The organism is Streptomyces sp. TLI_053 (assembly GCF_900105395.1).
GTDB lineage: Bacteria > Actinomycetota > Actinomycetes > Streptomycetales > Streptomycetaceae > Kitasatospora.
This window is the reverse complement of record NZ_LT629775.1, coordinates 5,962,645-5,987,665: the sequence shown is the minus strand read 5'-3', so window position 1 is coordinate 5,987,665 and position 25,021 is coordinate 5,962,645. Positions and strand designations below refer to the sequence as shown.

The following is a 25,021-nucleotide window of genomic DNA, read 5'->3' as shown; positions in this document are numbered from 1 at the left end:
GCCACGGCGAGGCCGGACCGGACCGGTGTCCGCCCTGCCCGGGGTGGGCGCGGCCGGAAATCGATGTGAGGTGGATCACAGCGGAATTCCGGGAAACCCGCGTAAGCGGAACCCCTCCCGCCGTCTCTCTCCGGGTGAGGCCGCTCCACCCTCCACCGCCCGCCACGGCCTCACCAGCGAAGGGAACCGCCGTGCACGCCACCGCCGAAGAGACCGTCCAGGCCCGACTGATCCTGTCCGCGCACCGGTCCGCCCGGCTGCGGGTCGCCCTGACCTACCGGACGGACGACCCGCTCGCGGTCCGGATGGCCTTCCCCGGTGAGTTCTCCCTCGACGAACCCACCGCGGCGGCGGGGCCGGACAGCGGCGACATCGTCTGGGTCTTCGCCCGCCGGCTGCTCGCGGGCGGCCTCGAGCTGCCCTCCGGCGTCGGCGACGTGCAGGTGCGGCCCGGGCCCGGCCGGAGCACCCTGGTCGAGCTGCGCGCGCCCGAGGGCGCCGCACTGGTCCGGTTCGACGCCGCCGACCTGCGGCGCTTCCTGTGGCGCAGCCACCTGCTGGTGCCCGAGGGCGAGGAGCACCTGTACCTGGACGCCGACCGCGCCCTCGCCCAGCTGCTCGGCTGACCGGGGCGGCCCGGCCGCGGGCACACGGACGCCGGTCGTCCCGGACCGAGGTCCGGGACGACCGGCGTCCGTGTGCACGGGCGTCCGGCTAGGAGGACAGCTTGCGCATCAGCCGCACACCCTGCGTCGGCGTGAGGTGCGGCAGGTACGCCTTGCCGATCGCCCGGGTGATGCTGGGCAGCGCCGCCGGGTCCGGGTACGCCATGTACATCGGCCGGTACTCCGGCTGGAACTTCGCCTTGAAGGCGAGCAGCGAGCGGAAGCCGTACACCGGCTCCAGCACCCGGCCCAGCCAGTCCAGGGTCTTCTGCAGCCCGGTGGGCGGCTCCTTCTCCGAGCGGGCCAGCGGCGCGCCGGAGAGCGAGAGGAACCGCGCGCCCTCCTGCTTGAAGCCCAGCGCGGCCGAGGCGATCAGGAACTCGGTGACGCCGCGGAAGCCGTCCGAGCGCCGCCGCATGAAGTCCAGCGTCCAGCCGACCGGCTCGCCGTCCTCGTAGACCGGCATCCAGCTGGTCAGGCCGTGCACGCTGCGGTCCTCGTCGATCGCGATCAGCAGCCGCACCGCCGGGTCGTCCAGCTCCTCGAGACCACCGAGGGTGAAGCCCATCTCGGGCAGGCCCTTCTCGGAGACCCACTCCTCGGAGATGGCCCGGATCTGCTCCTTCAGCGCCAGCGGGGCCTCGTGGTACGACCACCACTCGGCGGTGATGCCCTGCTTGCCGGCCTTGTTGAGCGCGGTCCTGATGTCCTGCCACTTGCGGCCGGTGAAGGCGAGGTCTGGCAGGGCGACGACGGTGTCCTCGGCGACCTGGAGCGAGCGCCAGCCGAGCTCCCCGGCCGCGGCCCGGGTCTGCGGGGTGACGCTGTAGAAGCACGGCGTCCAGCCCCGGGCGTCGCAGTACCGGGCGAAGCCGGCCACCGCGCGGTCCCGGGCCGCCGGGTCGCCGAAGGGGTCGCCGGTGGTCAGCGCCACGGTGTTCAGCACCCGGTAGGCGACGGCGGCCCGGCCCTCCTCGTCGAACCAGTAGTGGTTGCCGTCCCAGGTGGTGATGAAGGACAGCGTGCCGCCGCCGTGCTCGGTGAGCAGCGCCCGGGCCCGGGCGGCGTCCTCGGCGGCGACCTGGACCACCGGCCGGCGGAAGGTCAGCAGCAGCGCGGCCAGCGCGACCGCCCAGAAGCCGAGCCCGCAGTAGGTCTCCAGGGCGCGGGCGAACCTGCCGACCGCGATCGGGTAGTCCGGCAGCAGGTCGTTGTAGGCGGGCGGCAGGAACTGCGCCGGCAGCCCGTGGACCAGGCCGCGGAAGGTCGCGCCCGGCTCGAACTGCCCGGCGGCCAGGACGCCCAGCCCGGTGTAGGCGGCGGAGGCGACGGCCAGCGCCCCGCCGACCACGGCGAACAGCCGGACGAGCACCGGGCGCGGCAGCCGCAGTGTGAAGCGCTTGCGGGTGGCCAGCAGCAGGCCGACGGTGACCATCGGCAGCAGCAGCGCCTCGACGAAGTACTGGAGGACGTCGCTCGAGCCGGTGCTGGTCTCCACGAACAGGACGACCAGCATCACGGTCCAGAGCAGCTCGGTGGCGACGGTGATCCGCCAGGCGAACCGCAGGCCGCGGCGCAGGCCCTCGGCGAGCACCAGCAGCAGGGCCGGGAAGAGCGTGGCCATCAGCCGGGCCGGGGTGTCGAAGATCCGCTGCACGGCGTGCGCGCGGGCGCAGTCGTGGGCCGAGACCGAGCAGAAGTCGGCGACCTCGTCCGGGGTGAGCCGGTGCGAGAGGTAGATCTCCGAGAAGGTGTTGAACGGGCCGGCCGCGTTGTCGTACAGCGAGGCGATCATCGGGCCGAGCGCCGCGGCGACCAGGCAGAGCGCGACCAGCACCCGGGTCTCGGTGTGGGAGGAGCGGTGCGAGCGCAGGTGCGGGCGGCGGCGGAACAGCAGTGCGCCGGCGGCCAGACCGACCAGCGCCCCGCTGAACCGCTGCACGCTCTGCAGGTGTCCCACGTACAGCGCCATCACCAGCGGCACCAGCAGCACCAGCAGGTGCAGCCGGCGGCGCCAGAGCACGGTGAGCCGGTATCCGAGCACGCCGGCCAGCGCGAACAGACCGACGCCGGGGCCGACGGCGGTCTGGCCGGCTATGGAGACGGTCCACTGCTCGCCGAGCCGGGCACCGACCGCGACCACGACGGTCCCGGCCATGACGCCGACCAGCTGGCCGGCGACCAGCACCCCGACGGTGCGCAGCCGGCCGAGGCGGCGCTCGGCGGCCGGGCCGACCAGGAGCAGCAGCAGGCTGGTGAAGACGTAGGCGCCGATGCCGGAGCACCAGAACAGCGAGGTGAGCGGCGTCCACCAGCGGCCCGCGTGGAGGGTCGGCCGCCCGATGCCGACGTGCTCCAGCAGGGCGTCCGACGGCCCCCGGGTGAGGCTGCCGGTGGCGGCGCCGACGGCCCACAGGCCGACCAGCAGCACCAGGGTGAGCGGGGCCTCGCCGAGCCGGGCGGCCAGCCGGGTGACGAGACCCGCGGCCGCGCGGACGGCCCGCTGCCGGGGCCTCGGCGCGGGCGCGCCGGGGCCCGGGGCGCCGCTGTCGGGACCGCCGGAGTCGGCGGGCGCGGCGTCGGCGCGGTTGGATCCGGACCCGGTGCGGAAGGGCCGGGGCACGAGCAGGCGCGACGCTCCACCGCCGCGGCTCTGCTCCTGCTCGGCGGCGACTCCCGGGGAGGCGCCGAGCAGGGTCACCGGATCATCCCGGTCTGCTGTGCCAGCCAGGGCAGCTGGTCGGCGATGCCGGGCCGGAAGATGATCCAGCCGTGCCCGCCGGGCATGAGGTCGAACTTGGCCTGCATTCCCGCCTCCACGACCGCGCGGTACACCTTCTCCTGCTGCGGCCGGAACTCGTCGTCGTCGCGGCCGACCACGATGGCCCCCGCGGTGTCCGGGAACTTCTTCCGCGCCATCACCTGGAGCGGGTCGACAGCGGCGAACTTCGCCGCGTCGCCGTCGTAGGCCGCCTGGACGGTCTCCTCACGGGTGCCGAGGGTGGGCTCGTCCTGACCGGACATGTCGAGGAACGAGCCGTAGACCTCGGGCGCGTTGACGGCGAGCTGGAGCGCGCAGGTGCCACCCATCGAGGCACCGGCGATCACCCAGTTCTTGCGGCCCTCGGCCGTCTGGAGGTTGGCGTGCACCCAGGCCGGCACGTCCTCGGCCAGGAAGGTCTGGACCTTGGCGATCTTGGAATCGAGGCAGAGCGTGTTGTTCCAGGTCGAGCCCAGCTGGTCGACCATGACCACGATCGGGGCCAGCCCGTGGTGCTCGGCCGCGAAGGCGTCGAGGGAGTCGGCGATCTGGCCGCCGAACACCCAGTCGCCCGGAGTGCCCGGCTGGCCGGCCAGGAGCACGACCACCGGCAGCAGCGGCCTGGGGTTGGCCTGGTAGGCCGGCGGCAGGTACACGTACCCGTCGCGGGACTCGAAGCCGGACTTGGTGCCCGGAACCGCGACGGACGAGACGGTGCCCTTCGCCGGGAGGTCGGCCGGCGGCTGCCAGACCTCCTCCAGCACCTTGCCGGGCGGCCGGCCGATGGTGGCGGCGGCCTTCCCGGTGGTCAGCTCCTGGGTCTTCTCCAGCCACGGCGCGAGCATCACCCGGCCGGTCGGGTACTGGTCGAAGCCCCGGTTCACCTGGGAGGAGGCCATCAGCAGCACCAGGGCCCCGGCACCGACCGCCAGCAGCCGGCGGCGCAGCGTGCTGCCGCGCATCCGGAAGGCGACCAGGGAGAGCCCGAGCAGACCGACCGCGATCCACCAGGTGACGTAGTGCGGGGTCCCCTCGGGGAAGGGGTGCCACCAGTCGTCGACGGCGGTGTCGAGCAGCAGGCTGAGCGCCGCCGCCGTGACCAGGGCCGCGGGCAGCCGGAGGCGCCACCACCCGCGGGTGCGGGACCAGCAGGCGAGGAACAGCAGCGAACCCCAGCCGGCCAGCAGGACGGCGCGCGGGATCGGGCCGCGGGTCAGCGGCCAGTCGATCGGGTTCCAGCTCAGGGCGAGAGAGACGGTGGTCATACGTTCGTCCCCGAACGCCTGGTGTCGGCCAGGAAGCCGTAGGCGACGACGTTGCCGTCGTAGCCCCGCTCCTCGCTGTAGCCCCCGCCGCAGGTGATCACCCGCAGCTGGGCGTCGGCGGCCTGGCGGTACACCCGGTCGTCCGGGAAGTCCTTTCGGTCGTGCACTTCGATGGCGTAGAGCTGGTAGACCGCGGTGCGGCCGTCCTCGCGGAGGATCTCGATCCGGTCCCCGCGGTGCAGCGCGCCCAGGTCGTAGAAGACGGCGGGCCCGCTGTGGTTGTCGACGTGGCCGGCGATGATCGCCGTGCCCCGCTGGCCGGGGGCGGCACCGTCCCGGTACCAGCCGGCGAGGTTCCGGTCCTCCTCGGGAGGGGTCTGGAGGTGGCCGTCCCGGTCGAGGCCGAGGCCGGTGACCGGGGCGTCGAGCCGCACGGCCGGGATCCGGATCCTGGTCGGCCGGGAGGGCCCGAGCGGCGGCACCACGGAGACCGGCGCGAAGCCGGTGAGGGCCTGCCCGCTGCCGGGGGCCGGGGGGAGCACGACGTGACCGCCGTCGGTCAGCAGCCACGCACCCAGCACGAGCGCGGCGCCGACCGCCAGGGTACCCGGCCACGGGCTCCTGCTCTGCTGGGCGCCCACCGGCGCTCCCCTCTGCTGACGTCGTACGGTTGCCGGTTTCTGGGAGATGTCTGAGAACAATGCAACCGGATCGGACCTTATGCCACATCCATACGATGGTCGTACTCGCTCCCCCCGTTCGGCAGGGCCCGGGTGGCCCGACATGGTCCGAGCGAGTGAAGCGTCACCGTGACGCCACGCTCCGGTCACCTGGCGGACGCCCGATGTCGCGACAATCTCTTCATCTGACACTCAGGAACGTCATCCCGGTTGCATCCTTCGGGCGATGAGTTCCGACCGTTCGTGGTGAAGCACTGACCGCTTCCGATCACATGCCATGCTGACCCCGTTCACAGGCCTATCACCGCACTTGTCCCACCGGACCCCGGTCCGGCGGACGGTCGCGCGCCTGCCGTGCCCCGCCCCCGCGCACGCCCCACGAACGGAGTGACCATGGACGCCCTCTCCCGCCGCACCCTGCTGGCCGCGGGTGCCGCCGGCGCCGCCAGCCTCGCCGCGGGCTGCGCGAGCCGGACCGACCCCGACGGCGGACAGGCGACCACTCCGGCCCCGGTCCCGGCCACCCCGGCCGAGGACCACGCCGGCACCCCGACCGAGGCCGCCAAGCCCCCGGTCACCCTGATCGGCGACGGCTCCACCTCGGACACCGGCCCGCAGCCGAACCAGCCCACCCTCGAACCGCTGCGGCCCGGCCAGCGTCCGCCCCAGTTCGTCGTCTTCTCCTGGGACGGCGCCGCCGAGCTCGACAACGGCCTGTTCGCCCGCTTCCGCCGGCTCGCCCGGGAGCACAACGCGTCCATGACCTTCTTCCTCAGCGGCTCCTACCTGCTGCCCGAGGGGAAGAAGGACCTCTACCGCCCGCCGCAGCACAAGGTCGGCGCCTCCGACATCGGCTACCTCAGCGACCAGCACATCCACGACACCCTGGAGAACCTGCACGCCGCCTGGATGGAGGGGCACGAGATCGGCACCCACTTCAACGGCCACTTCTGCGGCCCCAACGGTGTCGGCCAGTGGTCCGCCGAGGAGTGGGACAGCGAGATCGAGCAGGCGATGGGCTTCGTCATGAACTGGCGGACCAACACCGGCTTCACCGACCTGCCGGCGCTGCCCTTCGACTACCGCAAGGAACTGATCGGCAGCCGCACCCCCTGCCTGGAGGGCCAGCGCAACCTGCTGCCCACCGCCGTCCGGCGCGGCTGGCGCTACGACAGCAGCGGCAACGGGACCCAGGTGTGGCCGCAGAAGATGCAGGGCGGCGCGCTCTGGGACCTCCCGCTGCAGTCCATCCCCTTCCCCGGTCACACCTTCCAGGTGCTGTCGATGGACTACAACATCATGTTCAACCAGTGCGGCAGCAACACCAAGGCGGACCCGGCGCTCCACCCCGGCTTCCAGACCCAGGCCCGGGAGTCCTACCTGATGGGCTTCGAGCGCGCCTACACCACCAACCGCGCCCCGTTCGTCATCGGCAACCACTTCGAGGAGTGGAACGGCGGCATCTACATGAACGCCGTCGAAGAGGTGATCAAGGCGATCGCCGGACGGCCCGAGGTGCGGATGGTGTCCTTCCGCCAGCTGGTCGACTGGCTGGACGCCCAGGACCCGGCGCTGCTCCGCAAGCTGCAGGGCCTCGCCCCCGGCCAGGCACCGGCCGGGGGCTGGGAGACCTTCTGAGTCTTCGCCCGCTCGCCTCCGGAGCGCTTTTCTCCGGCTCAGGCGGCCTTGCGGACCCGGCCGGAGACCAGGGCGCCGAGCAGCGCCACCCCGGTCATGGCCAGGAAGATCACCGTGAAGGCCCCGGTCGTCCCGGTGCCCGCGGCGCCGTCGTGGGCGGCGGCCACCGAGCCGCCGCCCAGCGCCGCGAACAGCACTCCGGCCAGCCCCACCAGCAGCACATTGCCCAGCGCGTCGCTCACCTGGAGCGAGGCCGAGTTGGCCCCGGCGTCCTCGGGCGTGGACAGCTTCATCATCAGCACGCTGATGCTCGCCACCGCCAGGCCCATGCCGATGCCACCGACACCCCAGGCCACCGCCGCCACCCAGGCCGGCACGGCCGGGACGAGCACCAGCGCCGCGCCCGCGATGGCGACCGCGGTCAGCACGAACCCGCCGCGGATCATCAGCGCCCGGTGGCGCTCCGCCCCCGGCCGGCCCTGGATCCAGGAGCCGAGCGCCCAGGACAGGCCGCCACTGGTCAGGGTGAGACCCGCCAGCGTCGGCGACAGCCCGCGCTCGGTCACCATCATCAGCGGGATGAACGCCTCGGCCGCGAAGAAGGCCCCGGCCGCGACCCCGCGCAGCAGGATCACCGTCGGCAGTCCGCGCCCGGCCCGCAGCGTCCCGGCCGGCAGCAGCCCCAGCACCGCCGGGACCAGCAGGGCCGCACCCGTGACGGCCGGCAGCAGCCCGGGCAGGTCGCGCCGCTGGCCCGCGTACTGCAGCAGGCCCGCGCCCAGCGCGGCCATCGCGGCCAGCCCGGTACGGCGGCGGTCGAACCCACCGCCCCGGAGCACCGGCTGCGCCTTCTCCGAGCGGCGCAGCGCCGGGCCCATCACCACGAGCGGCAGCAGGATCAGCACCGGCACGGCGAGGAACACCCAGCGCCAGCCGAGGTGCTGGGTGACCGCCCCGGAGACCACCGGGCCGATGATCGAGGGCAGCACCCAGGCCGAGGAGAAGGCCGCGAAGACCGAGGGCCGCAGCCGTTCGGGGTAGGCCCGGCCGACCACCACGTAGAGCGCGACGATCACCAGACCGCCGCCGAGGCCCTGGATCGCCCGGCCGCCCACGAAGATCCACATCCCGGGCGCCGCGCCGGCCACCAGCAGGCCGGCGCCGAACACCGCGATGCCGGTGAACAGCGGCTGCAGCGGCCCGCTGCGGTCGCACCACTGGCCGGAGACGACCAGCGCGAACAGGGTGGTGGTGAAGTAGCCGGAGAAGGCGAAGGCGTACAGCCCGAGCCCGTCGAGCTCACGGGCGGCGACCGGCATCGCGGTGTTGACGGCCGTCGCCTCGAAGGCGATCACCAGGACCACCGAGACGATGCCCAGGGTCAGCGCCCGGAAGCGGTCGCCCATGACCCCTCCGCCGGGGTCGGTCGATATCGGAACGGAGGCGGTGTCGGCCGACACGGGGGAGGCTGTGGTCATACGTATGATCGTAAGGCGCATCTGGCCCGATGGCCCCTGACCGTGGTCGGGAACCGCCTCCACCTCCGGCCCTAGGACCGGAGGACGAGAGAGCGGCGCGGGACCTCCGGGACAGCGCGACCCGGCCCGTTCGGGCAGCTCAGTGCAGCACCTTCAGGCCCACCACGCCGGAGACGATCAGGAGCAGGCAGCCGATCCGGGCCAGGGTCGCCGCGTCACCGAGCACGGTCATGCCGTAGAGCGCCGTACCCACCGCGCCGATGCCGACCCAGACCGCGTAGCCGGTGCCGATCGGGATCGAGCGCATCGCGTACGCCAGGCCGCCCATCGAGAGCGCCAGCGCCACCCCGAACACCACGGTCGGGACCAGGCGGGAGAAGCCCTTGGAAGACTCCAGGGCCACCGCCCACACCGTCTCCAGGACACCGGAAATGATCAGAACGAGCCAAGCCATGACGGTCGTACCTCCGCAGTCGGCAGCGGCACGGTTGCCGCTGTCACTGCGCCGTCTTGTCGTGACCGGGTACGACGCGCTCGTCCGGGGCGGCCGCGAGGACCACCTGTTCCCGACCGTAGCACACCCGGCCGGGAATCCCGCCACACAGAATTTACAAAGGGATATTGACGCTCCGCGCGCCGTTCCGCCAGACTGAATTCACCAACACGGCGAACGACGACAAGGAGTCGGACATGGACAGGAGGACGGCGGCCCTCGCGCCCCGCACCTGCACCACCGCTCCCCGCTGTTGTCGCGCCTGTCGCTGCTGCCGCTGCGCCTGAGCGCACCCGCAGTTCCAGCCGCACCACCGCTCCCGCCCCACCCAAGCCCCACCCCACGGCCGTGTGCCCGAGTGGATCAGGGAACCGCCTGCAAAGCGGTGTACACGGGTTCGATTCCCGTCATGGCCTCCACGAAGACGAATTGCCGGTCCGGCCCCGAAAAGGGCCGCCCGGCAATTCGTCGTGCTTTCCCGTCGCCGCGCTTTCCCCTCGCGTGCTTCCCCCTCGCGCGCTTTCCCGTCGTCGTGCTTTTCCGTCGCGGGATTCGCGGGATTTCGCGTCGCCGGATTTCCCAGGAGAAGCGCCGGTCCGGGTGGTTCCGCGGAACCCGCGGAACCACCCGGCGGCACCGGCTCAGCCGGTGACGGCGTCCTCCGGGCGGATCGGCAGCCGACCCACCGGCAGACCGGTCGCGGCCCGGACCGCCGCGGCCACCGCCGCCGGCGCGGTCACGGCCGGCACCGCGCTGACCGCCTTGGCCCCGAACGGAGCCACCACGTCACGCTCCTCCAGCAGCGCGGCGACCCGGATCTCCGGGGTGTCCAGCGCGGTCGGCAGCCGGTACCCGGTCAGCGAGGGGTTGGCCAGCACACCGCCCTCGGTCCGCAGGTCCTCCAGCAGCGCCAGCCCGACGCCCTGGGCGACCCCCGCCTCGATCCGGTCCTCGATCTGCCGCGGGTTCAGCGCCCGGCCGACGTCCTGGGCCACCGTCACCTCGACCACCCGGACCGCGCCCAGCTCGATGTCCACGTCCACCACCGCGCGCATCGCGCAGAACGCGATGGAGACGAAGGCGTCGCCCTGCCCGGCCTCGTCCAGCGGCTCGGTCGGGTGCGGGCGGCACTGCGCGGTCGCCCACAGCTCCTTGCCCTCCAGCGCCTCGGCCACCGGCATGCCGAGCACCCCGTCGTACGAGGTGATCTTGCCCTCGGCGATCTGCAGCAGCTCCACCGACATCCCGAAGTCGGCGGCGATGGGCTGGAGCAACTGGTGGCGGACCATCAGCGCGGCCCGCTCGACCGCACCGCCGGACACCCAGGTGTGCCGGCCCCGGGCCGACGGCCCGGCCACCGCCTGGTCGCTGTCGGCGGGCGCGATGTACACCTCGCTGACGCCCAGCACGCTCTGCACGATCTGCCGGGCCAGCGTGGCGAAGCCCTGGCCGGCGTCGACGGCGGAGCAGATCACCGTGGCGTGGTCGCCACTGACCCGCACCGTCGCGGTGGCGACCTCGTCCTCGCCCTCGGCGCCCAGCATGTGCACCATGCCCAGCGCGTAACCGATCCCGCGCCGCACCGCGGCCGGGTCGCCCGCGCCGCCGGGCCCGCCCGGCAGCAGCCATTCGGCGTCCGGGTCGTCCACCGGCAGCGCGGGCAGCGGCTCGGCGGCCACGGCGTCCAACAGCGCAGCCACCGGCGCCGGGCAGGTGACGGCCTGTCCGGTGGGCAGCGGGTCCCCGGTCGCCATCACGTTGCGCCGGCGGACCTCCACCGGGTCCACGCCGATCCGGGCGGCCAGCTGGTCCAGCTGCGACTCGTAGGCGAAGCACGCCTGCAGCGCGCCCTCGCCGCGCATCCGGCCGGCCGGCGGGTTGTTGGTGCGCACCGCCCAGGCGTCCACGAAGACGTTGGGGCAGTTGTACGGGCCGACCGAGAAGGCGGTGGCGGCGGCCAGCGCCTCGGCCGAGACGTCCGCGTAGGCTCCGCCGTCCAGCAGGATCTGCGCCTCGACCTTCACCAGCGTGCCGTCGGCGTCCGCGTGGTGGCGGTAGCGCAGCAGCGCCGGGTGCCGCGAGGTGTGGGTGTGGAAGGACTCCTCGCGGGTCAGCGTCATCTTCACCGGACGGCCGGTGCGCAGCGCCAGCAGCGCCAGGGTGACCTGGAAGGAGAGGTCCTCGCGGTCGGAGGTGGCACCGGGCACGCCGGTGACCACCAGCCGGACCCGGTCCGGCTCCAGGCCCAGGCAGGCCGCGGTGCGGTCCCGGTCGCCGTGCGGGTCGGTGGAGGAGAGGTGCAGCTCGACCCCGCCGTCCGGGCGCGGCACGGCGAGGCCGGCCTCGGCACCGAGCGGGGCAGGGTCCTGGCGGCCCACCTGGTACAGGCCCTCGACGATGATCTCGCCGGCCGCCTCCGGGTCGCCGGTGCGCAGCGGCAGATGGCGGAACAGGTTGCCGTCCGGGTGCAGCGGCGGGGCGGTGAAGGCCTGCTCGGGGTCGGTGACGGCCTCCAGCGGCTCGTACTCGACGACGATCAGACCGACCGCGAGCCGGGCGGTGTCGGGGTGGTCGGCGGCCACCGCGGCCACCGGCTCGCCGTGGTGGCGGACCACCCCGGCGGCCAGCACCGGGCGGTCGGCGACGATCGGCCCGGAGGGCGCGCCGTCCGGGCTGCCGTCCGGACCGGCCGGCAGGTCGGTGGCCGTGACCACCGCGTGCACACCGGGCAGGGCCAGCGCGGCCGAGGTGTCGATGCCGAGGATCCGGGCGTGCGGGTGCGGCGAGCGCAGCACCGCGCCCCACAGCAGGCCCTCGGCCCACAGGTCGGCGGCGTACGGGTAGATGCCGAGCGCCTTGGGCAGGGCGTCGCTGCGCAGCGGGGAGCTGCCCAGCCCGAACGGCTCCGCCGCGCCGCCCGCGTCGCCGTCCTGCTGGAGTGCTGCGCCGATGTCGGTAGGCGACGTCATGATGCGTGGTCGTCCTCGGGGAGCCGGATGCCGTGGGCGGGGGTGGCGCCGTACGGGACGCCGGCCTGGGCGTTGCCCTCGGCCGGGGCACCGTGCGGGGGTGCGGGATCGTACGGCGTGCCGTGCGCGGGGGTGGCGGGGGTCTCGTAGACCGGGCCGTCGTACGCCGAGGCGGTGTCGTAGCCGGGCTGCTGCGGGTAGCCGCCCTGGTCGGGGTAGCCGGTCCCGGGCAGGTAGGTGCCGTGCGCCGGGGTCGCGCCGGGGTACGGCTGCTGCTCGGGGTAGCCCTGGGCGGGGTAGTACCCGGTGGACCCGTCGGCCTGCTGCGCCGGGACGTCCCGGACCGGGGCCAGCACCGTGGTGTCGTACACCCCGCTGTCGTAGCCGCCCGGCCCGTCGTAGCCCCCCCGGTCGCCGGGAGCAGCGGGGGCGCCGGGAGCACCGGGCCCGTCCAGGGTGCCGTACCCCGGGCCCGTTCCGGCGCCGGCCGCGGTCCCGGGCTGCTCCGTGCGCGGCTGGGGGACGTGCTCGATCCAGGCGTCCTCGGTGTAGACCGGCAGGTCGGCGGTCGGCGGTCCGGGGTCCGCGGGGGCCGCCGCGGGCACCTGCTCGGGAGCGGCCGCGGCGGGTGCGGCGGCCCGGTCCGCGGCGGTGGCCGCGGCCTCCTCGGCGGCCGCCTCCGCGGCCCCGGCCACCGCGGCCCGCGCGTCGGCGACGGTCTGCACGGCGGCCAGCGCGCCCCGGTAGCCGGTGCACCGGCAGAGGTTGCCGCACAGCGCCTGGCGCGCCTCGACCTCGGTGGGCCGGTGGTTGCGCTGGAGCAGGTCGTGCACGGCCATCGCCAGGCCGGGCACGCAGTAGCCGCACTGCACCGCACCGGACTCGGCCAGCGCCTGCTGGACGTCGCTGGCGCCGCCGCCGGCCGACAGTCCCTCGACGGTGTTGATCTCGCTGTCCTGGGCCAGCGCGGCGGGCACCAGGCAGCCGGCCACCAGCTGGCCGTCGACCTGGACCGAGCAGGCCCCGCACTCGCCCTGCTCGCAGCCGTCCTTGGCGCCGGCCAGGCCCAGCCGCTCGCGCAGCACGTAGAGCAGGCTCTCGCCGATCCAGGCGTCCGAGACCGGCCGTTCGAAGCCGTTGACCCGCAGGGTGTACGAGGTGGTCGGCCGCAGCTCCCGGCTGACCTGCGGCGCGTGGTCGTGCGCGTGGTCGAGCAGCCCCGCGTCCAGGGCCTCGATGGGGTGGTCTGTGGTCACTTGAGCGCCCTTCCCAGTGCCCGGCGGGCCAGCACGGCTACGGTACGCCGCAGACGGACGGCGGCCGCGCTCGGCCCCTCGGTGACGGCCTCCCAGGCGCCCTCCGCGCCGTAGCCGTCGGGGACGCAGGCCGCGGCCACGTACTCGCCGAAGGCCGCGGTAGCGGCGGGGTCGATCTCCCGCGAACCGTCCCAGTCGATGCAGCCCGCCACCCAGGCCTCGGCCTCCAGGGGCCGCAGCGGCACCGGGGCGACGGCGCCGACGGCGCAGCGGACGGCGCGCCGGGCCGGGTCCAGGACGAGGGCGACGGAGGCGGTGGCGCGGGCCGGGCCGCTGCGGCCGGTGGCCTTGAGGAAGACCTGCGGGGCGTGCAGCAGCGGGACCCGCACCCAGGTGAGCAGTTCGCCGGGCCGCAGCGGGTCGAGTCCGGTCAACAGGTGGCTGACCGGGACCTCGCGGGTGGCGCCGGCCCGGGCCAGGGTGACGCTGGCCTCCAGCGCCGCGAGCACCGGCAGGGTGTCCCCGGCCGGGGCGGCGGTGGCGATGTTGCCGCCGAGGGTGCCGACGTTGCGGACCTGCGGGGGTCCGGCGGTGCGGGCGGCGTCGGCGAGCGCGGGGATCAGGGCGGCGAAGTCCGGGCGGTCCATCCGGGCGTGGGTCAGCCCGGCGCCGAGGACGGCGGTGCCGCCGTCCTCGTAGCGCCAGCCGCGGAGTTCGGTGATCCGGCCGAGGCCGACCAGCGAGGCGGGGCGGAGGCGTCCGGCGTTGACGGCCTCCATCAGGTCGGTGGCGCCGGCCACCGGCACCGCGGCCGGGTGAGCGGCCAGCGCTTCGACGGCCTCGTCGAGGGAGGCCGGCAGCATGATCGTCCGGTTCACCTGGGTCCCACCGTGCTCCACTTGCTCATCGATCGCCTGCCGCCCGCGGCCCCTGACCGGGGTGTCCGCTCCGGCAGCCCGGCCTGGCCCGTAGGGTACGGGCGATCGGGCCGGGTTGGGCAACTCTGGCACACAATGCTCGATGATCATTTCGGGACAGGCGAACGGTACTGCCCGATTGGGACCGATACCGGGCGGTATCCGCCCCGGTCCGGTTCGGACCGGGGCGGATGTTCATCTGTTCTTGACGTCCGACGGCCGCCCGGAAGTTCCCGCGGGCCGTCCGGTCCGGGCCGCGGGCGAGGTCCGGACCGGACCGGACGGGCCCGGCTCAGACCGCCGGCGGGGGCCCTTCGATCGGCCGGCCCACCACTCCAGGCCGGGTCTGCCACGGGTGCGGCCCGCCCGCCGGGCGGTACTCGACACCGAGCGCGTCCAGCACCTCCAGATGGCCGGCCAGCCGCTGTTCGAAGCCGGCGAAGTCGCGGGCGGCCGGGTCCGCGGGCAGCGCGGACCAGGCGACCTCGGCGAAGGCCGCGAGCCGGGGGAAGGCCCGGTAGTCGACGTCCCGGGCGCTGTCCATGAACTCGCTCCACAGGTTCGCCTGGGTGCCGATCACCCGGCGCGCCGCCTCCTCGTCCAGCTGGGCCGGCACCGGCTCGAACCGGTAGACGTCCTCCAGGGTGCGCACGAAGCCGACCGGGACCGGCTCCTGCTCCCCCGGCGCCTGCCGGTGGTCCAGGTAGACGTGCTGCTCGGGGCACATCACCACGTCGTGCCCGGCCTGCGCGGCGGCGATCCCGCCGCCGTAGCCGCGCCAGGAGGACACCGCGGCGCCCGGGGCGAGGCCGCCCTCCAGGATCTCGTCCCAGCCGATCAGCCGGCGGCCGCGCTCGGCCAGCCAGCGGTCGAAGTGCCGGATGATGTGGCTCTGCAGCTCGTCCTCGTTGCTCAGGCCCAGCTCGCGGATCCGCGCCTGCGCGGCCGCGCTGTCCTTCCACTGCTCCTTGGGGCACTCGTCGCCGCCGAGGTGGACGAACTCGGACGGGAAGATCTCCAGGACCTCCTCCAGCACGCCCTCGAAGAACCGCAGGGTGGCCTCGGAGGGGTTGAGCACGTTGTGGCTGACCCCCCAGTCGGTCCACACCCCGAGTGCCGCGGTGTCCACCACATCGGTGTTGCCCAGCTCGGGGTAGGCGGCCACGGCGGCCTGGGTGTGGCCCGGCAGGTCGATCTCGGGCACCACCGTGACGGCCCGTTCGGCCGCGTAGGCGACGATCTCGCGCAGGTCGTCCTGGGTGTAGAAGCCGCCGTGCGGACGGTCGTCGCGGCGCCCGGCGGAGCGGTAGCCGACCATCGAGCGCTCGCGCCAGGACGCCCGCTCGGTGAGCCCGGGGTAGCGCTTGATCTCCACCCGCCAGCCCTGGTCGTCGGTCAGGTGCAGGTGCAGCACGTTGAGCTTGTGCGCGGACAGCTGGTCGACGAAGCGCAGCACGTCGGCCTTGGGCAGGAAGTGCCGGGCGACGTCCAGCAGCGCACCGCGCCAGCCGAACCTCGGCTCGTCCGCGAGGTCGACACCGGGCAGCACCCAGCCGGACGGGCGCAGCGGCGCGCGCCGGTAGGCGTCCGGGCCGAGCAGCCGGCGCAGCGTCTGGGCACCCCAGAGCGCGCCGGCCGGACCGCCGGCGGTGACCACCGCGTGGCCGGGGCGCACCGAGAGCCGGTACGCCTCCCCGGCGAGCGCCGGGTCGAGGAGCAGTTCGACGCCCTCGCCGGGCCGCCCCGGGGCGAGCGGCAGGCCGGTGGCGGCGGTCAGCGAGGAACGCAGCCACCGTTCGGCCCCGGCCAGCTCGGGCGGCGCGGTCAGGGTGGTCGTCCGGTCGAGCGGGAAGTCCTGGTCCGGGAGGCGGACGGAACTCACGGGGGCAGGGATGAGGTCCATTGCGCCATCCTGCCCCGACCCCGACCAGTGGCATAGACCACTCCGGAAACGCGGCACCATGCAAAACGGTGATGTGCGGAACGGGGGGACGCGGGGCTACTTGCCCTTGTCGCCGTCCCCGTCCTGCGGCTTGCCGATGCCGTCGTAGATCTCCTTGCACATCGGACAGACCGGGTACTTCTTCGGGTCGCGGCCGGGCACCCACACCTTGCCGCAGAGCGCCACCACGGGGGACCCGGAGAGCGCGCTCTCCATGATCTTGTCCTTCTGGACATAGTGCGCGAAGCGCTCGTGGTCGCCGTCCCCGTGGGACACCTGCGGGACGGGCTCGACCAGGGTGCCGGTGCCGAGGCCGCGCTCGGGCTCAAGAGTGCTCATGAGTGCCAAGTCTATGGGCGCCCCGGAGAAGCGGGCCAGTGTCGCGGCGGCGCCGTGACGGCGCACCGTCGGTTCCGGGCCGGATTCAGTTCAGGGTGGGATCGTCCGGATAGGTCGCCAGCAGCGCCAGCGGCCCGCGCTGGCGCCGCAGCACCGCCCGCCACAACCGCTCCGGCTCCGGGCTGGAGATGTCCCCCGGCTCGCAGTCCACCAGGTACCAGGCGCCGGTGGAGATCTCCGACTCCAGCTGCCCGGGCGCCCAGCCCGCGTAGCCGGCGAAGATCCGCAGCGCCCCCAGCTCCCCGGCCAGCACCTCGGGCGGCGCCTCGAGGTCCACCAGGCCGATCGCGCCGTGCACCCGGCGCCAGCCGAGCGGCTCCCCGGTGCCCGGCTCCCCCGGCGCCACCGCCAGGCCGAGCGCCGAGTCCAGCGCCACCGGACCGCCCTGGAACACCACCGCGGGCAGACCGACCAGCACCCCCCAGCCGTCCAGCACACTGCCGACCTCGACCGGCGTCGGCCGGTTCAGCACGACACCGAGCGCCCCCTCGGCGTCGTGGTCGAGGAGGAGCACCACCGCCCGGGCGAAGTTCGGGTCGGTGAGCACGGGCGTCGCGACGAGCAGACGGCCGGTGTGGGACCGGCCTCCGTGCGAATGGGCCGCCGTCATGCCTCACATGATCCCGCAGAACCCCCGGCGGCGGCACCCGAAACGGCGACCGCACCGGCCACCCGGCCCTGCCCGGCCCGCCCGCCACGAACACCCGTACGGACGCACCGGCGCGCGCCCCGGGGCCCGGGGAGAGCACCATCACGGGAGAGGCTCACAGGAACCATCGGCACGACCACTACCATCTACTGATGGTGGACGCCCCTCCACGGTGCCGACTCGGTCACACCGGGGGCCCGACGCGCCCGTGAAACGCTCCACCGCCTGGCTCGTCGCCGAGCCCGCCCCACTCCTCTGGCACCCCGGATTGCGAGAACGATGACCGACGACGTCCTGCTGGTCCACGGCGGAAACCCGCTCGAAGGCGAGATCCGCGTCCGCGGTGCGAAGAACCTGGTCCCCAAGGCCATGGTCGCGGCCCTGCTCGGCCAGGGCCCCAGCAGACTGCGCAACGTCCCGGACATCCGCGACGTCAAGGTCGTCCGCGGCCTGCTGCAGCTCCACGGCGTGACCGTGCGCACCGGCGACGAGGACGGCGAGCTGATCCTCGACCCCTCGCACGTGGAGAGCGCCAACGTCGCCGACATCGACGCGCACGCGGGCTCCTCCCGCATCCCGATCCTCTTCTGCGGCCCGCTGCTGCACCGCCTCGGCCACGCCTTCATCCCGGGCCTGGGCGGCTGCGACATCGGCGGCCGTCCGGTCGACTTCCACTTCGAGGTGCTGCGCCAGTTCGGTGCCACCATCGAGAAGCACCCGCAGGGCACCTACCTGGTCGCCCAGCAGCGGCTGCGCGGCACCAGGATCGAGCTGCCCTACCCCTCGGTCGGCGCGACCGAGCAGGTGCTGCTCACCGCCGTCCTCGCCGAGGGCGTCACCGAGCTGCGCAACGCGGCCATCGAGCCGGAGATCGTCGACCTGATCTGCGTGCTGCAGAAGATGGGCGCGATCATCACCCTGGGCACCGACCGCACCATCCTCATCACCGGTGTCGACGAGCTCGGCGGCTACAACCACCGGGCACTGCCGGACCGGCTGGAGGCCGCCTCCTGGGCCTGCGCGGCGCTGGCCACCAAGGGCGACATCTACGTCCGCGGCGCCCGCCAGCTGGAGATGATGACCTTCCTCAACACCTTCCGGAAGGTCGGCGGCGCCTTCGAGGTGGACGACGAGGGCATCCGGTTCTGGCACTCGGGCGGCGAGCTCAAGGCGATCGCCCTGGAGACCGACGTGCACCCCGGCTTCCAGACCGACTGGCAGCAGCCGCTGGTCGTCGCGCTGACCCAGGCCACCGGCCTGTCCATCGTGCACGAGACGGTGTACGAGTCGCGGCTGGGCTTCACCGGCGCGCTGAACCAGATGGGCGCGCACATCCAGCTCTACAGCGAGTGCCTGGGCGCGACCCCCTGCCGCTTCGGCGCCCGGAACTTCCAGCACTCCGCGGTGGTCTCCGGCCCGTCCAAGCTGATCGGCTCCGAGCTGGTCATCCCGGACCTGCGCGGCGGCTTCTCGTACCTGATCGCGGCGCTGGCGGCCGAGGGCACCTCGACCGTGCACGGCATCGACCTGATCAACCGCGGCTACGAGAACTTCATGGACAAGCTGCGCGACCTCGGCGCCCACGTCGAGCTGCCGGGCGAGCTGCCCGCGGTGGCCGCCGGCGAGCCGAGCGGCGAGCTCGTCGACGCCTGACCGGCGCGTCCGTCCGGCGGCCCTCCGGGGCCGCCGGACCCCCGGGACGACAACAGGAGGCCGGGTCCCCACGAGGGGGACCCGGCCTCCCGGGCGTTCAAGGGGTGGTCGTTCAGACGCCCTTGGCGGCTTCCTTCAGCTTGGAGCCGGCGCTCACCTTGGCGCTGTAGCCCTCGGGGATCTGGATCGGCTCGCCGGTCTGCGGGTTGCGGGCGGTGCGGGCCGCGCGGTGGGTGCGCTCGAAGGTCAGGAAACCGGGGATGGTGACCTTCTCGTCGCCCTTCGCGACGACCTCGCCGACGATCTCGGCGAAGGCGGCCAGAACGGCGTCGGCGTCCTTGCGGGTCACCTCGGCGCGCTCGGACAGCGCGGCCACCAGCTCACTGCGGTTCATGTGTACTCCTGTGGTCTGTTCGCTTGCGGTGTGCCGGGGCCCGTCGGTACTCCCACCGGGAGGCACCCCGATGGGCCGCGGGTCCGCACACTGTGCTCATGCAGGCAATGCGTGGTCGCGGGCCGGGTCCGCACCCAGTGCCGCGCGCCGTGCCTTCGAAGGCCCGCCTGCCTGCCCGGATACGAATCCTGCCCCGACCGGCCCCGAGAAAGCCAATCGGGCCCCGGCGGAACGACCCGAACAGCGCCCGCCCGCCGGAGGTGTGACGCTCCGTCGGCTCCGGCGGACCGGGCGCGGGCGGCGGTCGGGACGACGCGCCGGAAGACCAGGGGGACGTTCCGTACTTGTCGGACACGCCTGCCCCGTGCAGGGCTACCGTACGCCCTAGGTCCGACAAGCCCAAACACGCCCCTCGCCCTTGTGTCGCAAGGGTTCGGGGCGGGAATGGGCGGGTACGACCGTTAATCGGTCATTTGATCGATCCACGTCACCGCGCGGGCACCGCCGCGGAAGCCGGATGCCGGGCCCGGCGCAGGGGCCCGTCGACGGATTCCGAGGTCAGAGCCGCACGGCGGGGAAGGACGCGGTGTCGAGCGTGCCGACGATGCCCGGGGTCGGGCGGGACGGCGCGGGCGCCTCCGAGGTGGCGGCCAGGGCGGCGTCCCGGACGGCCGCGGCCACCGTCTTGGCCACGTCCTTGTGGAACACGCTGGGGATGATGTAGTTCGGGTTGCGCTCGTCGTCGCCGACGGTGGCGGCCAGCGCCCGGGCGGCGGCGATCATCATCTCGGTGTTGACGGTGCGGCTCTGCGCGTCCAGCAGACCGCGGAAGACGCCCGGGAAGACCAGCACGTTGTTGATCTGGTTCGGGAAGTCGCTGCGGCCGGTGGCGACCACCGCGGCGGTCTGCCGGGCCACCGCCGGATCGACCTCCGGGTCCGGGTTGGCCAGCGCGAAGACGATCGCGTCCCCGGCCATGGTGGCCAGGTCGTCGCCGTCCAGCAGGTTCGGGGCCGAGACGCCGATGAAGACGTCGGCGCCCGCCACGGCCTCCTTGAGGCTGCCGGTGCGGCCCGAGCGGTTGGTGTGGTCGGCGATCCAGCGCAGGTTGTCGTTGAGGTCGTCGCGGCCCTGGTGGACCACGCCCCGCACGTCCGCCACGGTGGCGTGCTCGACGCCCGCCGCCATCAGCAGCTTGAGGATCGCGGTGCCGGCGGCGCCGGCGCCCGACATCACCACCCGGATCTCCGAGATCTCCTTGCCGACCACCTTGAGCGCGTTCATCAGCGCCGCCAGCACCACGATCGCGGTGCCGTGCTGGTCGTCGTGGAAGACCGGGATGTCGAGGGCCTCGCGCAGCCGGGCCTCGATCTCGAAGCAGCGCGGCGCGGAGATGTCCTCCAGGTTGATGCCGGCGAAGCCCGGGGCGATCGCCTTGACGATGGCCACGATCTCGTCGGTGTCCTGGGTGTCCAGGCAGATCGGCCAGGCGTCGATCCCGGCGAAGCGCTTGAACAGGGCCGCCTTGCCCTCCATGACCGGCAGCGCCGCGGCCGGGCCGATGTTCCCCAGGCCCAGCACGGCGGAGCCGTCGGTGACCACGGCGACGCTGTTGCGCTTGATGGTGAGGCGGCGGGCGTCCTCGGGGTTCTCGGCGATCGCCATGCAGACCCGGGCGACACCCGGGGTGTAGATCATCGAGAGGTCGTCACGGTTGCGGATCGGCAGCTTCGAGGACATCTCGATCTTGCCGCCGAGGTGCATCAGGAAGGTGCGGTCCGAGACCTTGCCGATGGTGACCCCGTCGATGGTCCGGAGCTTCTCGACGATCTCCTCGCCGTGCGCCACCGAGGTGGCGGCCACGGTCACGTCGATCCGGAGCGCCTCGAGCCCGGAGGCCGTGACGTCGAGGCCGGTCACCGAGCCGCCGGAGGACTCCACGGCCGTGGTGATCGCGCTGACGGCGTTGCCCGTGGCCGGGACCTCCAGCCGCACCGTGATCGAGTTGGAGACACTGGGCACCGTCGCCATCGACGTTCCTTCTTCCGTCTGTCCGTCCGCGAGTTCAACAGTTTGTTGAAGTCCCTCGCCTGCGCATGCTAGACCTCGATCGTCGCACCTACCAGGGCGTAGTCAGAAATAACGTTCATTGAGTGTGCGGACCCGACAACTTCTTGCCTCCGGCGCCCGATGCGTTACATTGGACGGGACACCGGCTCGATCCAAGCCCCCGGGCCCAACCTTCGTCCCTTCGAGGGACCACTTGCCGCGAGGCGAGCATGGCGGGTCGGTGTCGTAGCTTCTGAAGGCCCCTCACCCACCGGGCGAGGGGCCTTCGTCGTGCTCACCCGGTGCTCCCCCGCGGTACTTCCCCCGGCACTTCCCCGGTGCTCGGCACGCCTGTCCGGCGGCCGTGCGACGGCCGGCCCCGGCGGGCCGGCCGTCACGCTCCGTCAGACCCCGGGTCGGGCGGACGGCGGCGCGCTCAGCCGCGCAGCAGCGCGGGCGTCCCGGCCGCGTCGGGCAGGTCGTCCGGCCCGGACAGCACGGTCAGCCGCTGGGTCGCCCGGGTGAGCGCCACGTACAGCACCCGCAGGCCCGCCTCCGACTCGCCGGCGATCCCGGTCGGATCGGCGACCACGGTCGCGTCGTACTCCAGCCCCTTGGCCTCCAGGCTGCCCAGTGTCACCACCCGCTCGCCCAGGCCCTCGGCCCAGCGGGCCGCCTCGGCCCGCCGGTCCATCGGCACCACCAGCGCCACCGTGCCGTCCACCTCGCCCAGCAGCAGCTCCAGTTCGGCCCGGGCGGCCGCGCCGAAGACCTCCGGCGAGGGGTCGGTGACGGCCGCGAACCTCGGCTCGACGCCCACGTGCCGCACCGCGCTCGGCGACGGCGTGCCCGGCGCGGCCAGCGCCAGCACCTTGGCCGCCACCTCGGCGATCTCGGCCGGGTTCCGGTAGTTCACGGTCAGCGTGTAGCGGCGGCGCGGCTTGCCGGACAGCACCTCGTCCAGCGCGGCCTGGGCCTCCTGCGGGAACGGCCAGGAGGACTGCGCCGGGTCGCCGACGATGGTCCAGGTGGCCATCCGGGCCCGGCGGCCGATCATCCGCCACTGCATCGGGGTGAGGTCCTGCGACTCGTCCACGATCACATGGGCGTACTCGGTGCGCTCGGCCGGGATCCGCTCCCGCTGCCGGGCGTTCCGGTCGGCGAAGGTGGTGACCTCGTCCAGGCCGGTCAGCAGGTCCGCCGCGTCCACCTCGCGGAACTTGGGCCGGGCCGGCTCGCCGAGCAGCAGCTGGAGCTCGTCCACCAGCGCCACGTCGTGCGCCGACAGCGCGCCCTCGCCGTGCTCGGACAGGTGCCGCCAGGAGGCGGCCAGCACCTTCGACTCCTCCGGCGTGACCGCGCCGCGGGCGATCCGGTTGGTGTGCCGGGACTGCTTCAGGGTGCCGAGCACCGAGCGCGGGGTGACCGCGGGCCACCAGGCGTCCAGGAAGGCCAGGAACGGCGCCTCGTCCGAGACGTACTCGTCGAAGGCCTCCTTCTCCTCCTGGCGCCGCTCGCGGGCGTAGTGGTCGGACGGCTTGGGCAGGTCGCGGACGGCCTCCTGCCAGAGCGCGTCCAGCAGCAGCCGGCGGGCGCGCGGGCGGAGCAGGTTGAGCGGGGTGCCGCCGGAGCCGACGACGTTGCCGCGCACCGTCCTGAGCCGCCCCGCGTCCAGCCGCAGCACCTCGCCGCGGGCGACCACCTTGAGTTCCTGCGGGGCGCGCAGCTCCAGGGTGGCCCGGGCGGCCCGGCGCAGCAGCTGGACCATCCGGGCCGAGCCCTTGATCCGGGCCGCCCGCGGGGTGTCGTAGGTGCCGGCCTCGATGCCGTCGACCAGCGAGCCGACCGCGCGGATGGCGACCTGGCCCTCCTCGCCGAGCGAGGGCAGCACGCCCTCGGTGTAGGAGACCAGCAGCGGGGTCGGCGAGACCACCAGGATGCCCCCGGCGTACCGGCGGCGGTCCTGGTAGAGCAGGAACGCGGCACGGTGCAGCGCGACGGCGGTCTTGCCGGTGCCGGGCCCGCCGGTGACCAGGGTGGCCCCGGCCGCGGCGGCGCGAATGACCTCGTCCTGCTCCTTCTGGATGGAGGAGACGATGTCGCGCATCGAGTGGCTGCGGGCGCGTCCGAGCGAGGCCATCAGCGCCCCGTCGCCGACCACCGGCAGTTCCTCGCCGTCCAGGGTGGGGGTGAGGTCGGGGCGGAGCAGGTCGTCCTCGACCCCGATCACCTTGCGGCCCTTGGAGCGGATCACCCGGCGGCGCAGGACCCGGCCGGGCTCCAGCGGGGTGGACCGGTAGAACGGCGCGGCGGCGGGCGCCCGCCAGTCGATCACCAGCGGGCCGAACTCGGCGTCCAGCACGCCCAGCCGGCCGATGTGCAGGGTCTCGGCGACGGTCGGGTCGGCGGGGTCGAGCGGGGTGTTCGAGGGGATGCCGTGCTCCTCCGGGGCGTCGGCCTCCTGGAGGTCGACCCGGCCGAACAGGAAGTCCTCGAACTCGTTGTTGAGCCGCTGGAGGTGCGCACCGGCCCGGTACACCTGGGCGTCGCGCTCGGCGAGCGCGCCCGGAGTGCCGACGTGCACCCGCTTGGCGGCGTCCTCGAGGATGTACTCGGCCTCGGCGAGCTTCTCCTCCAGACGGTGGTAGACGTTGTCGAGGTGGCGTTGCTCACCGGCGATCTCGCGCGCGCGCACGGTCTCGTGGTCGGTGGCGGTGGTGTCCGTGTTGCTCTGCATGGCCTCGGTGGTTGCGGCGGAATCCCGCTCCGGGATACGAGCGGACGGACGATCCTACGCCCAGGCCGGGGGAAACGTGAAGGCCGCCCTCCGCAACGCGGTGGACGGCCTTCACTGTGAACATGGGGTGGTGGAGATGCCGGGAATCGAACCCGGGTCCAGTGGAGTCAATTCAGGGCTTCTCCGAGCGCAGTCCGCTGTGAGTTTCTCGGCCCTGGCAGTCACGCGGACAAGCCGCCAACAGGCCCAGCTGCTGTTTGATTTCCCATCCACCCCCGCAGCCCGGGCGGACGGTTGAGTTCCCTAGATTATGCCAGGGTCCGGGTCGGGAACCCCCCGGTCTGACACCCAAGCGCTATCGGTGCTTATTAGGCAGCGAGAGCGAACTGCTGGGAATCGCGCTTAGAGTTGGCGATTATTTTTTTGCGACACGTGGTTAACGAGATCATTGCCGCGTTCCTCGGCTCGCTTCCCCTGTTTCAACATCCCCTGTCGAAACCGATCATCCCCATGTTTTTTTGAGAAACAGCTCGGACGGTGACCGTCCTTGTTGCTGGCGCCATACTACGCGAGGCGACCAGCGGGGGTCCAGCCGATTAACTCTGGCGCCGCCGGGCGGCCGCCACGGCGCGCGCCGTCTCGCGGGTGTCCTGCTTCTCACGCAGGGTCTGCCGCTTGTCGTAGAGCTTCTTGCCGACCGCGAGCGCCAGTTCGAGCTTCACCCGGCCGTCCTTGAAGTACAGCGAGAGCGGGACGAGGGTGTGGCCGGCGTCGCGGACCTTCGTCTCGATCTTCTGGATCTCCATCCGGTGCAGCAGCAGCTTGCGCTTGCGCCGGGCCGCGTGGTTGGTCCACGTCCCCTGGGTGTACTCGGGGATGAAGACGTTGTCGATCCACGCCTCGTGGTTCTGGATGTAGGCGTAGCCGTCGACCAGGTTGGCCCGCCCCTCGCGCAGTGACTTCACCTCGGTCCCGGTGAGCACGAGGCCGCACTCGTAGGTGTCGAGGATGGTGTACTCGTGTCGCGCCTTCTTGTTCTGCGCGATCAGCTTGTGTCCGGTTTCCTTTGCCATAGC

18 protein-coding genes, 1 tRNA gene, 1 other RNA gene and 1 riboswitch are annotated in these 25,021 nt (G+C 73.3%); of the genes, 4 read left to right on the top strand and 16 right to left on the bottom strand.

Features of this window, described 5'->3' with window-relative positions:
• Positions 1–191 precede the first annotated feature (191 nt).
• Entirely contained in the window at positions 192–626 is a 435-nt protein-coding gene (locus BLU95_RS44325) for an SsgA family sporulation/cell division regulator (RefSeq protein ID WP_231977762.1), read from the top strand.
• An 88-nt stretch (positions 627–714) separates the two neighbouring features.
• On the opposite strand, the gene BLU95_RS24650 is transcribed toward BLU95_RS44325, so the two are convergent.
• Genes BLU95_RS24650 through BLU95_RS24640 form a run of 3 tightly spaced genes read right to left on the bottom strand, consistent with a single transcriptional unit; the run spans position 715 to position 5,332 of the window.
• Positions 715–3,366 carry a rhomboid family intramembrane serine protease gene (locus BLU95_RS24650; protein WP_093861915.1) on the bottom strand — a complete coding sequence of 884 codons (2,652 nt, stop codon included), beginning with the start codon at positions 3,364–3,366 and terminating at the stop codon, positions 715–717.
• The gene (locus BLU95_RS24645; protein WP_093861914.1) at positions 3,363–4,691 is read right to left on the bottom strand and encodes an alpha/beta hydrolase; all 1,329 of its coding nucleotides are present in this window, start codon (positions 4,689–4,691) and stop codon (positions 3,363–3,365) included. Before BLU95_RS24645 ends, BLU95_RS24650 begins: the two co-directional genes overlap by 4 nt.
• Complete coding sequence (locus tag BLU95_RS24640) at positions 4,688–5,332, bottom strand: class F sortase (RefSeq protein WP_231977761.1); 645 nt, start codon at positions 5,330–5,332, stop codon at positions 4,688–4,690. Before BLU95_RS24640 ends, BLU95_RS24645 begins: the two co-directional genes overlap by 4 nt.
• A 432-nt stretch (positions 5,333–5,764) precedes the next feature.
• Here BLU95_RS24640 and BLU95_RS24635 point away from each other — a divergent pair, with 432 nt between their 5' ends.
• Positions 5,765–7,009 (top strand): polysaccharide deacetylase family protein, encoded by a 1,245-nt coding sequence (locus BLU95_RS24635; RefSeq protein ID WP_093861912.1) that lies wholly within the window; start codon positions 5,765–5,767, stop codon positions 7,007–7,009.
• A gap of 38 nt (positions 7,010–7,047) precedes the next feature.
• On the opposite strand, the gene BLU95_RS24630 is transcribed toward BLU95_RS24635, so the two are convergent.
• Together BLU95_RS24630 and BLU95_RS24625 are read right to left on the bottom strand one after the other, a co-directional pair.
• A complete protein-coding gene (locus tag BLU95_RS24630; protein WP_093861911.1) occupies positions 7,048–8,487 on the bottom strand; it encodes an MFS transporter in 1,440 nt (479 codons plus the stop codon).
• Positions 8,488–8,626: 139 nt separating this feature from the next.
• Entirely contained in the window at positions 8,627–8,941 is a 315-nt protein-coding gene (locus tag BLU95_RS24625; RefSeq protein ID WP_093861910.1) for a DMT family transporter, read from the bottom strand.
• 45 nt (positions 8,942–8,986) lie between these two features.
• Positions 8,987–9,051, bottom strand: a riboswitch (guanidine-III (ykkC-III) riboswitch).
• Positions 9,052–9,324: 273 nt separating this feature from the next.
• Here BLU95_RS24625 and BLU95_RS24620 point away from each other — a divergent pair.
• Positions 9,325–9,399, top strand: a tRNA-Cys gene (locus BLU95_RS24620).
• A 222-nt stretch (positions 9,400–9,621) separates the two neighbouring features.
• Here BLU95_RS24620 and BLU95_RS24615 read toward each other — a convergent pair.
• The 6 genes from BLU95_RS24615 to BLU95_RS24590 all read right to left on the bottom strand — a co-directional run bounded on the left by BLU95_RS24615 (position 9,622) and on the right by BLU95_RS24590 (position 17,073).
• Positions 9,622–11,949, bottom strand: coding sequence for a xanthine dehydrogenase family protein molybdopterin-binding subunit (locus BLU95_RS24615; RefSeq protein ID WP_093861909.1), 2,328 nt, complete (start codon positions 11,947–11,949; stop codon positions 9,622–9,624).
• A complete protein-coding gene (locus BLU95_RS45865) occupies positions 11,946–13,205 on the bottom strand; it encodes a (2Fe-2S)-binding protein (protein ID WP_093861908.1) in 1,260 nt (419 codons plus the stop codon). Before BLU95_RS45865 ends, BLU95_RS24615 begins: the two co-directional genes overlap by 4 nt.
• On the bottom strand, positions 13,202–14,068 hold the full coding sequence (locus BLU95_RS43370; protein ID WP_051742572.1) for an FAD binding domain-containing protein: 867 nt from the start codon (positions 14,066–14,068) through the stop codon (positions 13,202–13,204). Before BLU95_RS43370 ends, BLU95_RS45865 begins: the two co-directional genes overlap by 4 nt.
• A gap of 346 nt (positions 14,069–14,414) precedes the next feature.
• A complete protein-coding gene (locus BLU95_RS24600) occupies positions 14,415–16,025 on the bottom strand; it encodes a beta-N-acetylhexosaminidase (protein ID WP_093861907.1) in 1,611 nt (536 codons plus the stop codon).
• A gap of 96 nt (positions 16,026–16,121) precedes the next feature.
• Positions 16,122–16,403 carry a DUF3039 domain-containing protein gene (locus BLU95_RS24595; protein WP_030394272.1) on the bottom strand — a complete coding sequence of 94 codons (282 nt, stop codon included), beginning with the start codon at positions 16,401–16,403 and terminating at the stop codon, positions 16,122–16,124.
• An 85-nt stretch (positions 16,404–16,488) separates the two neighbouring features.
• The gene (locus BLU95_RS24590; protein ID WP_030394273.1) at positions 16,489–17,073 is read right to left on the bottom strand and encodes a YqgE/AlgH family protein; all 585 of its coding nucleotides are present in this window, start codon (positions 17,071–17,073) and stop codon (positions 16,489–16,491) included.
• Positions 17,074–17,391: 318 nt separating this feature from the next.
• On the opposite strand from BLU95_RS24590, the gene murA reads away from it, so the two are divergent.
• Positions 17,392–18,765: a UDP-N-acetylglucosamine 1-carboxyvinyltransferase gene (gene murA / locus BLU95_RS24585; RefSeq protein ID WP_093861906.1), complete on the top strand. Its 1,374-nt coding sequence runs from the start codon at positions 17,392–17,394 to the stop codon at positions 18,763–18,765.
• 112 nt (positions 18,766–18,877) lie between these two features.
• Here the strand turns inward: murA and BLU95_RS24580 are convergent, their stop codons facing one another.
• The 5 genes from BLU95_RS24580 to smpB form a co-directional block, all read right to left on the bottom strand.
• Positions 18,878–19,159 carry an HU family DNA-binding protein gene (locus BLU95_RS24580; RefSeq protein WP_045938702.1) on the bottom strand — a complete coding sequence of 94 codons (282 nt, stop codon included), beginning with the start codon at positions 19,157–19,159 and terminating at the stop codon, positions 18,878–18,880.
• A 558-nt stretch (positions 19,160–19,717) separates the two neighbouring features.
• Positions 19,718–21,190 (bottom strand): NAD-dependent malic enzyme, encoded by a 1,473-nt coding sequence (locus BLU95_RS24575; RefSeq protein ID WP_093861905.1) that lies wholly within the window; start codon positions 21,188–21,190, stop codon positions 19,718–19,720.
• A gap of 454 nt (positions 21,191–21,644) precedes the next feature.
• Positions 21,645–23,945 (bottom strand): HelD family protein, encoded by a 2,301-nt coding sequence (locus tag BLU95_RS24570; RefSeq protein WP_093861904.1) that lies wholly within the window; start codon positions 23,943–23,945, stop codon positions 21,645–21,647.
• 128 nt (positions 23,946–24,073) lie between these two features.
• Positions 24,074–24,455, bottom strand: a transfer-messenger RNA (tmRNA) gene (gene ssrA, locus BLU95_RS24565).
• An 86-nt stretch (positions 24,456–24,541) separates the two neighbouring features.
• Positions 24,542–25,018 (bottom strand): SsrA-binding protein SmpB, encoded by a 477-nt coding sequence (smpB, locus tag BLU95_RS24560; protein ID WP_043474758.1) that lies wholly within the window; start codon positions 25,016–25,018, stop codon positions 24,542–24,544.
• Positions 25,019–25,021 lie beyond the last annotated feature (3 nt).

Bases quoted from the DNA above. Each gene is read 5' to 3' on its own strand.
- smpB (WP_043474758.1), bottom strand. From the start codon at position 25,018: ATGGCAAAGGAAACCGGACACAAGCTGATCGCGCAGAACAAGAAGGCG.
- BLU95_RS24635 (WP_093861912.1), top strand. From the start codon at position 5,765: ATGGACGCCCTCTCCCGCCGCACCCTGCTGGCCGCGGGTGCCGCCGGC.
- BLU95_RS24575 (WP_093861905.1), bottom strand. From the start codon at position 21,190: ATGGCGACGGTGCCCAGTGTCTCCAACTCGATCACGGTGCGGCTGGAG.
- BLU95_RS24590 (WP_030394273.1), bottom strand. From the start codon at position 17,073: ATGACGGCGGCCCATTCGCACGGAGGCCGGTCCCACACCGGCCGTCTG.
- BLU95_RS24630 (WP_093861911.1), bottom strand. From the start codon at position 8,487: ATGACCACAGCCTCCCCCGTGTCGGCCGACACCGCCTCCGTTCCGATA.
- murA (WP_093861906.1), top strand. From the start codon at position 17,392: ATGACCGACGACGTCCTGCTGGTCCACGGCGGAAACCCGCTCGAAGGC.
- BLU95_RS24595 (WP_030394272.1), bottom strand. From the start codon at position 16,403: ATGAGCACTCTTGAGCCCGAGCGCGGCCTCGGCACCGGCACCCTGGTC.
- BLU95_RS24625 (WP_093861910.1), bottom strand. From the start codon at position 8,941: ATGGCTTGGCTCGTTCTGATCATTTCCGGTGTCCTGGAGACGGTGTGG.
- BLU95_RS24580 (WP_045938702.1), bottom strand. From the start codon at position 19,159: ATGAACCGCAGTGAGCTGGTGGCCGCGCTGTCCGAGCGCGCCGAGGTG.
- BLU95_RS43370 (WP_051742572.1), bottom strand. From the start codon at position 14,068: ATGCTGCCGGCCTCCCTCGACGAGGCCGTCGAAGCGCTGGCCGCTCAC.
- BLU95_RS24600 (WP_093861907.1), bottom strand. From the start codon at position 16,025: ATGGACCTCATCCCTGCCCCCGTGAGTTCCGTCCGCCTCCCGGACCAG.
- BLU95_RS24570 (WP_093861904.1), bottom strand. From the start codon at position 23,945: ATGCAGAGCAACACGGACACCACCGCCACCGACCACGAGACCGTGCGC.
- BLU95_RS24615 (WP_093861909.1), bottom strand. From the start codon at position 11,949: ATGACGTCGCCTACCGACATCGGCGCAGCACTCCAGCAGGACGGCGAC.
- BLU95_RS24645 (WP_093861914.1), bottom strand. From the start codon at position 4,691: ATGACCACCGTCTCTCTCGCCCTGAGCTGGAACCCGATCGACTGGCCG.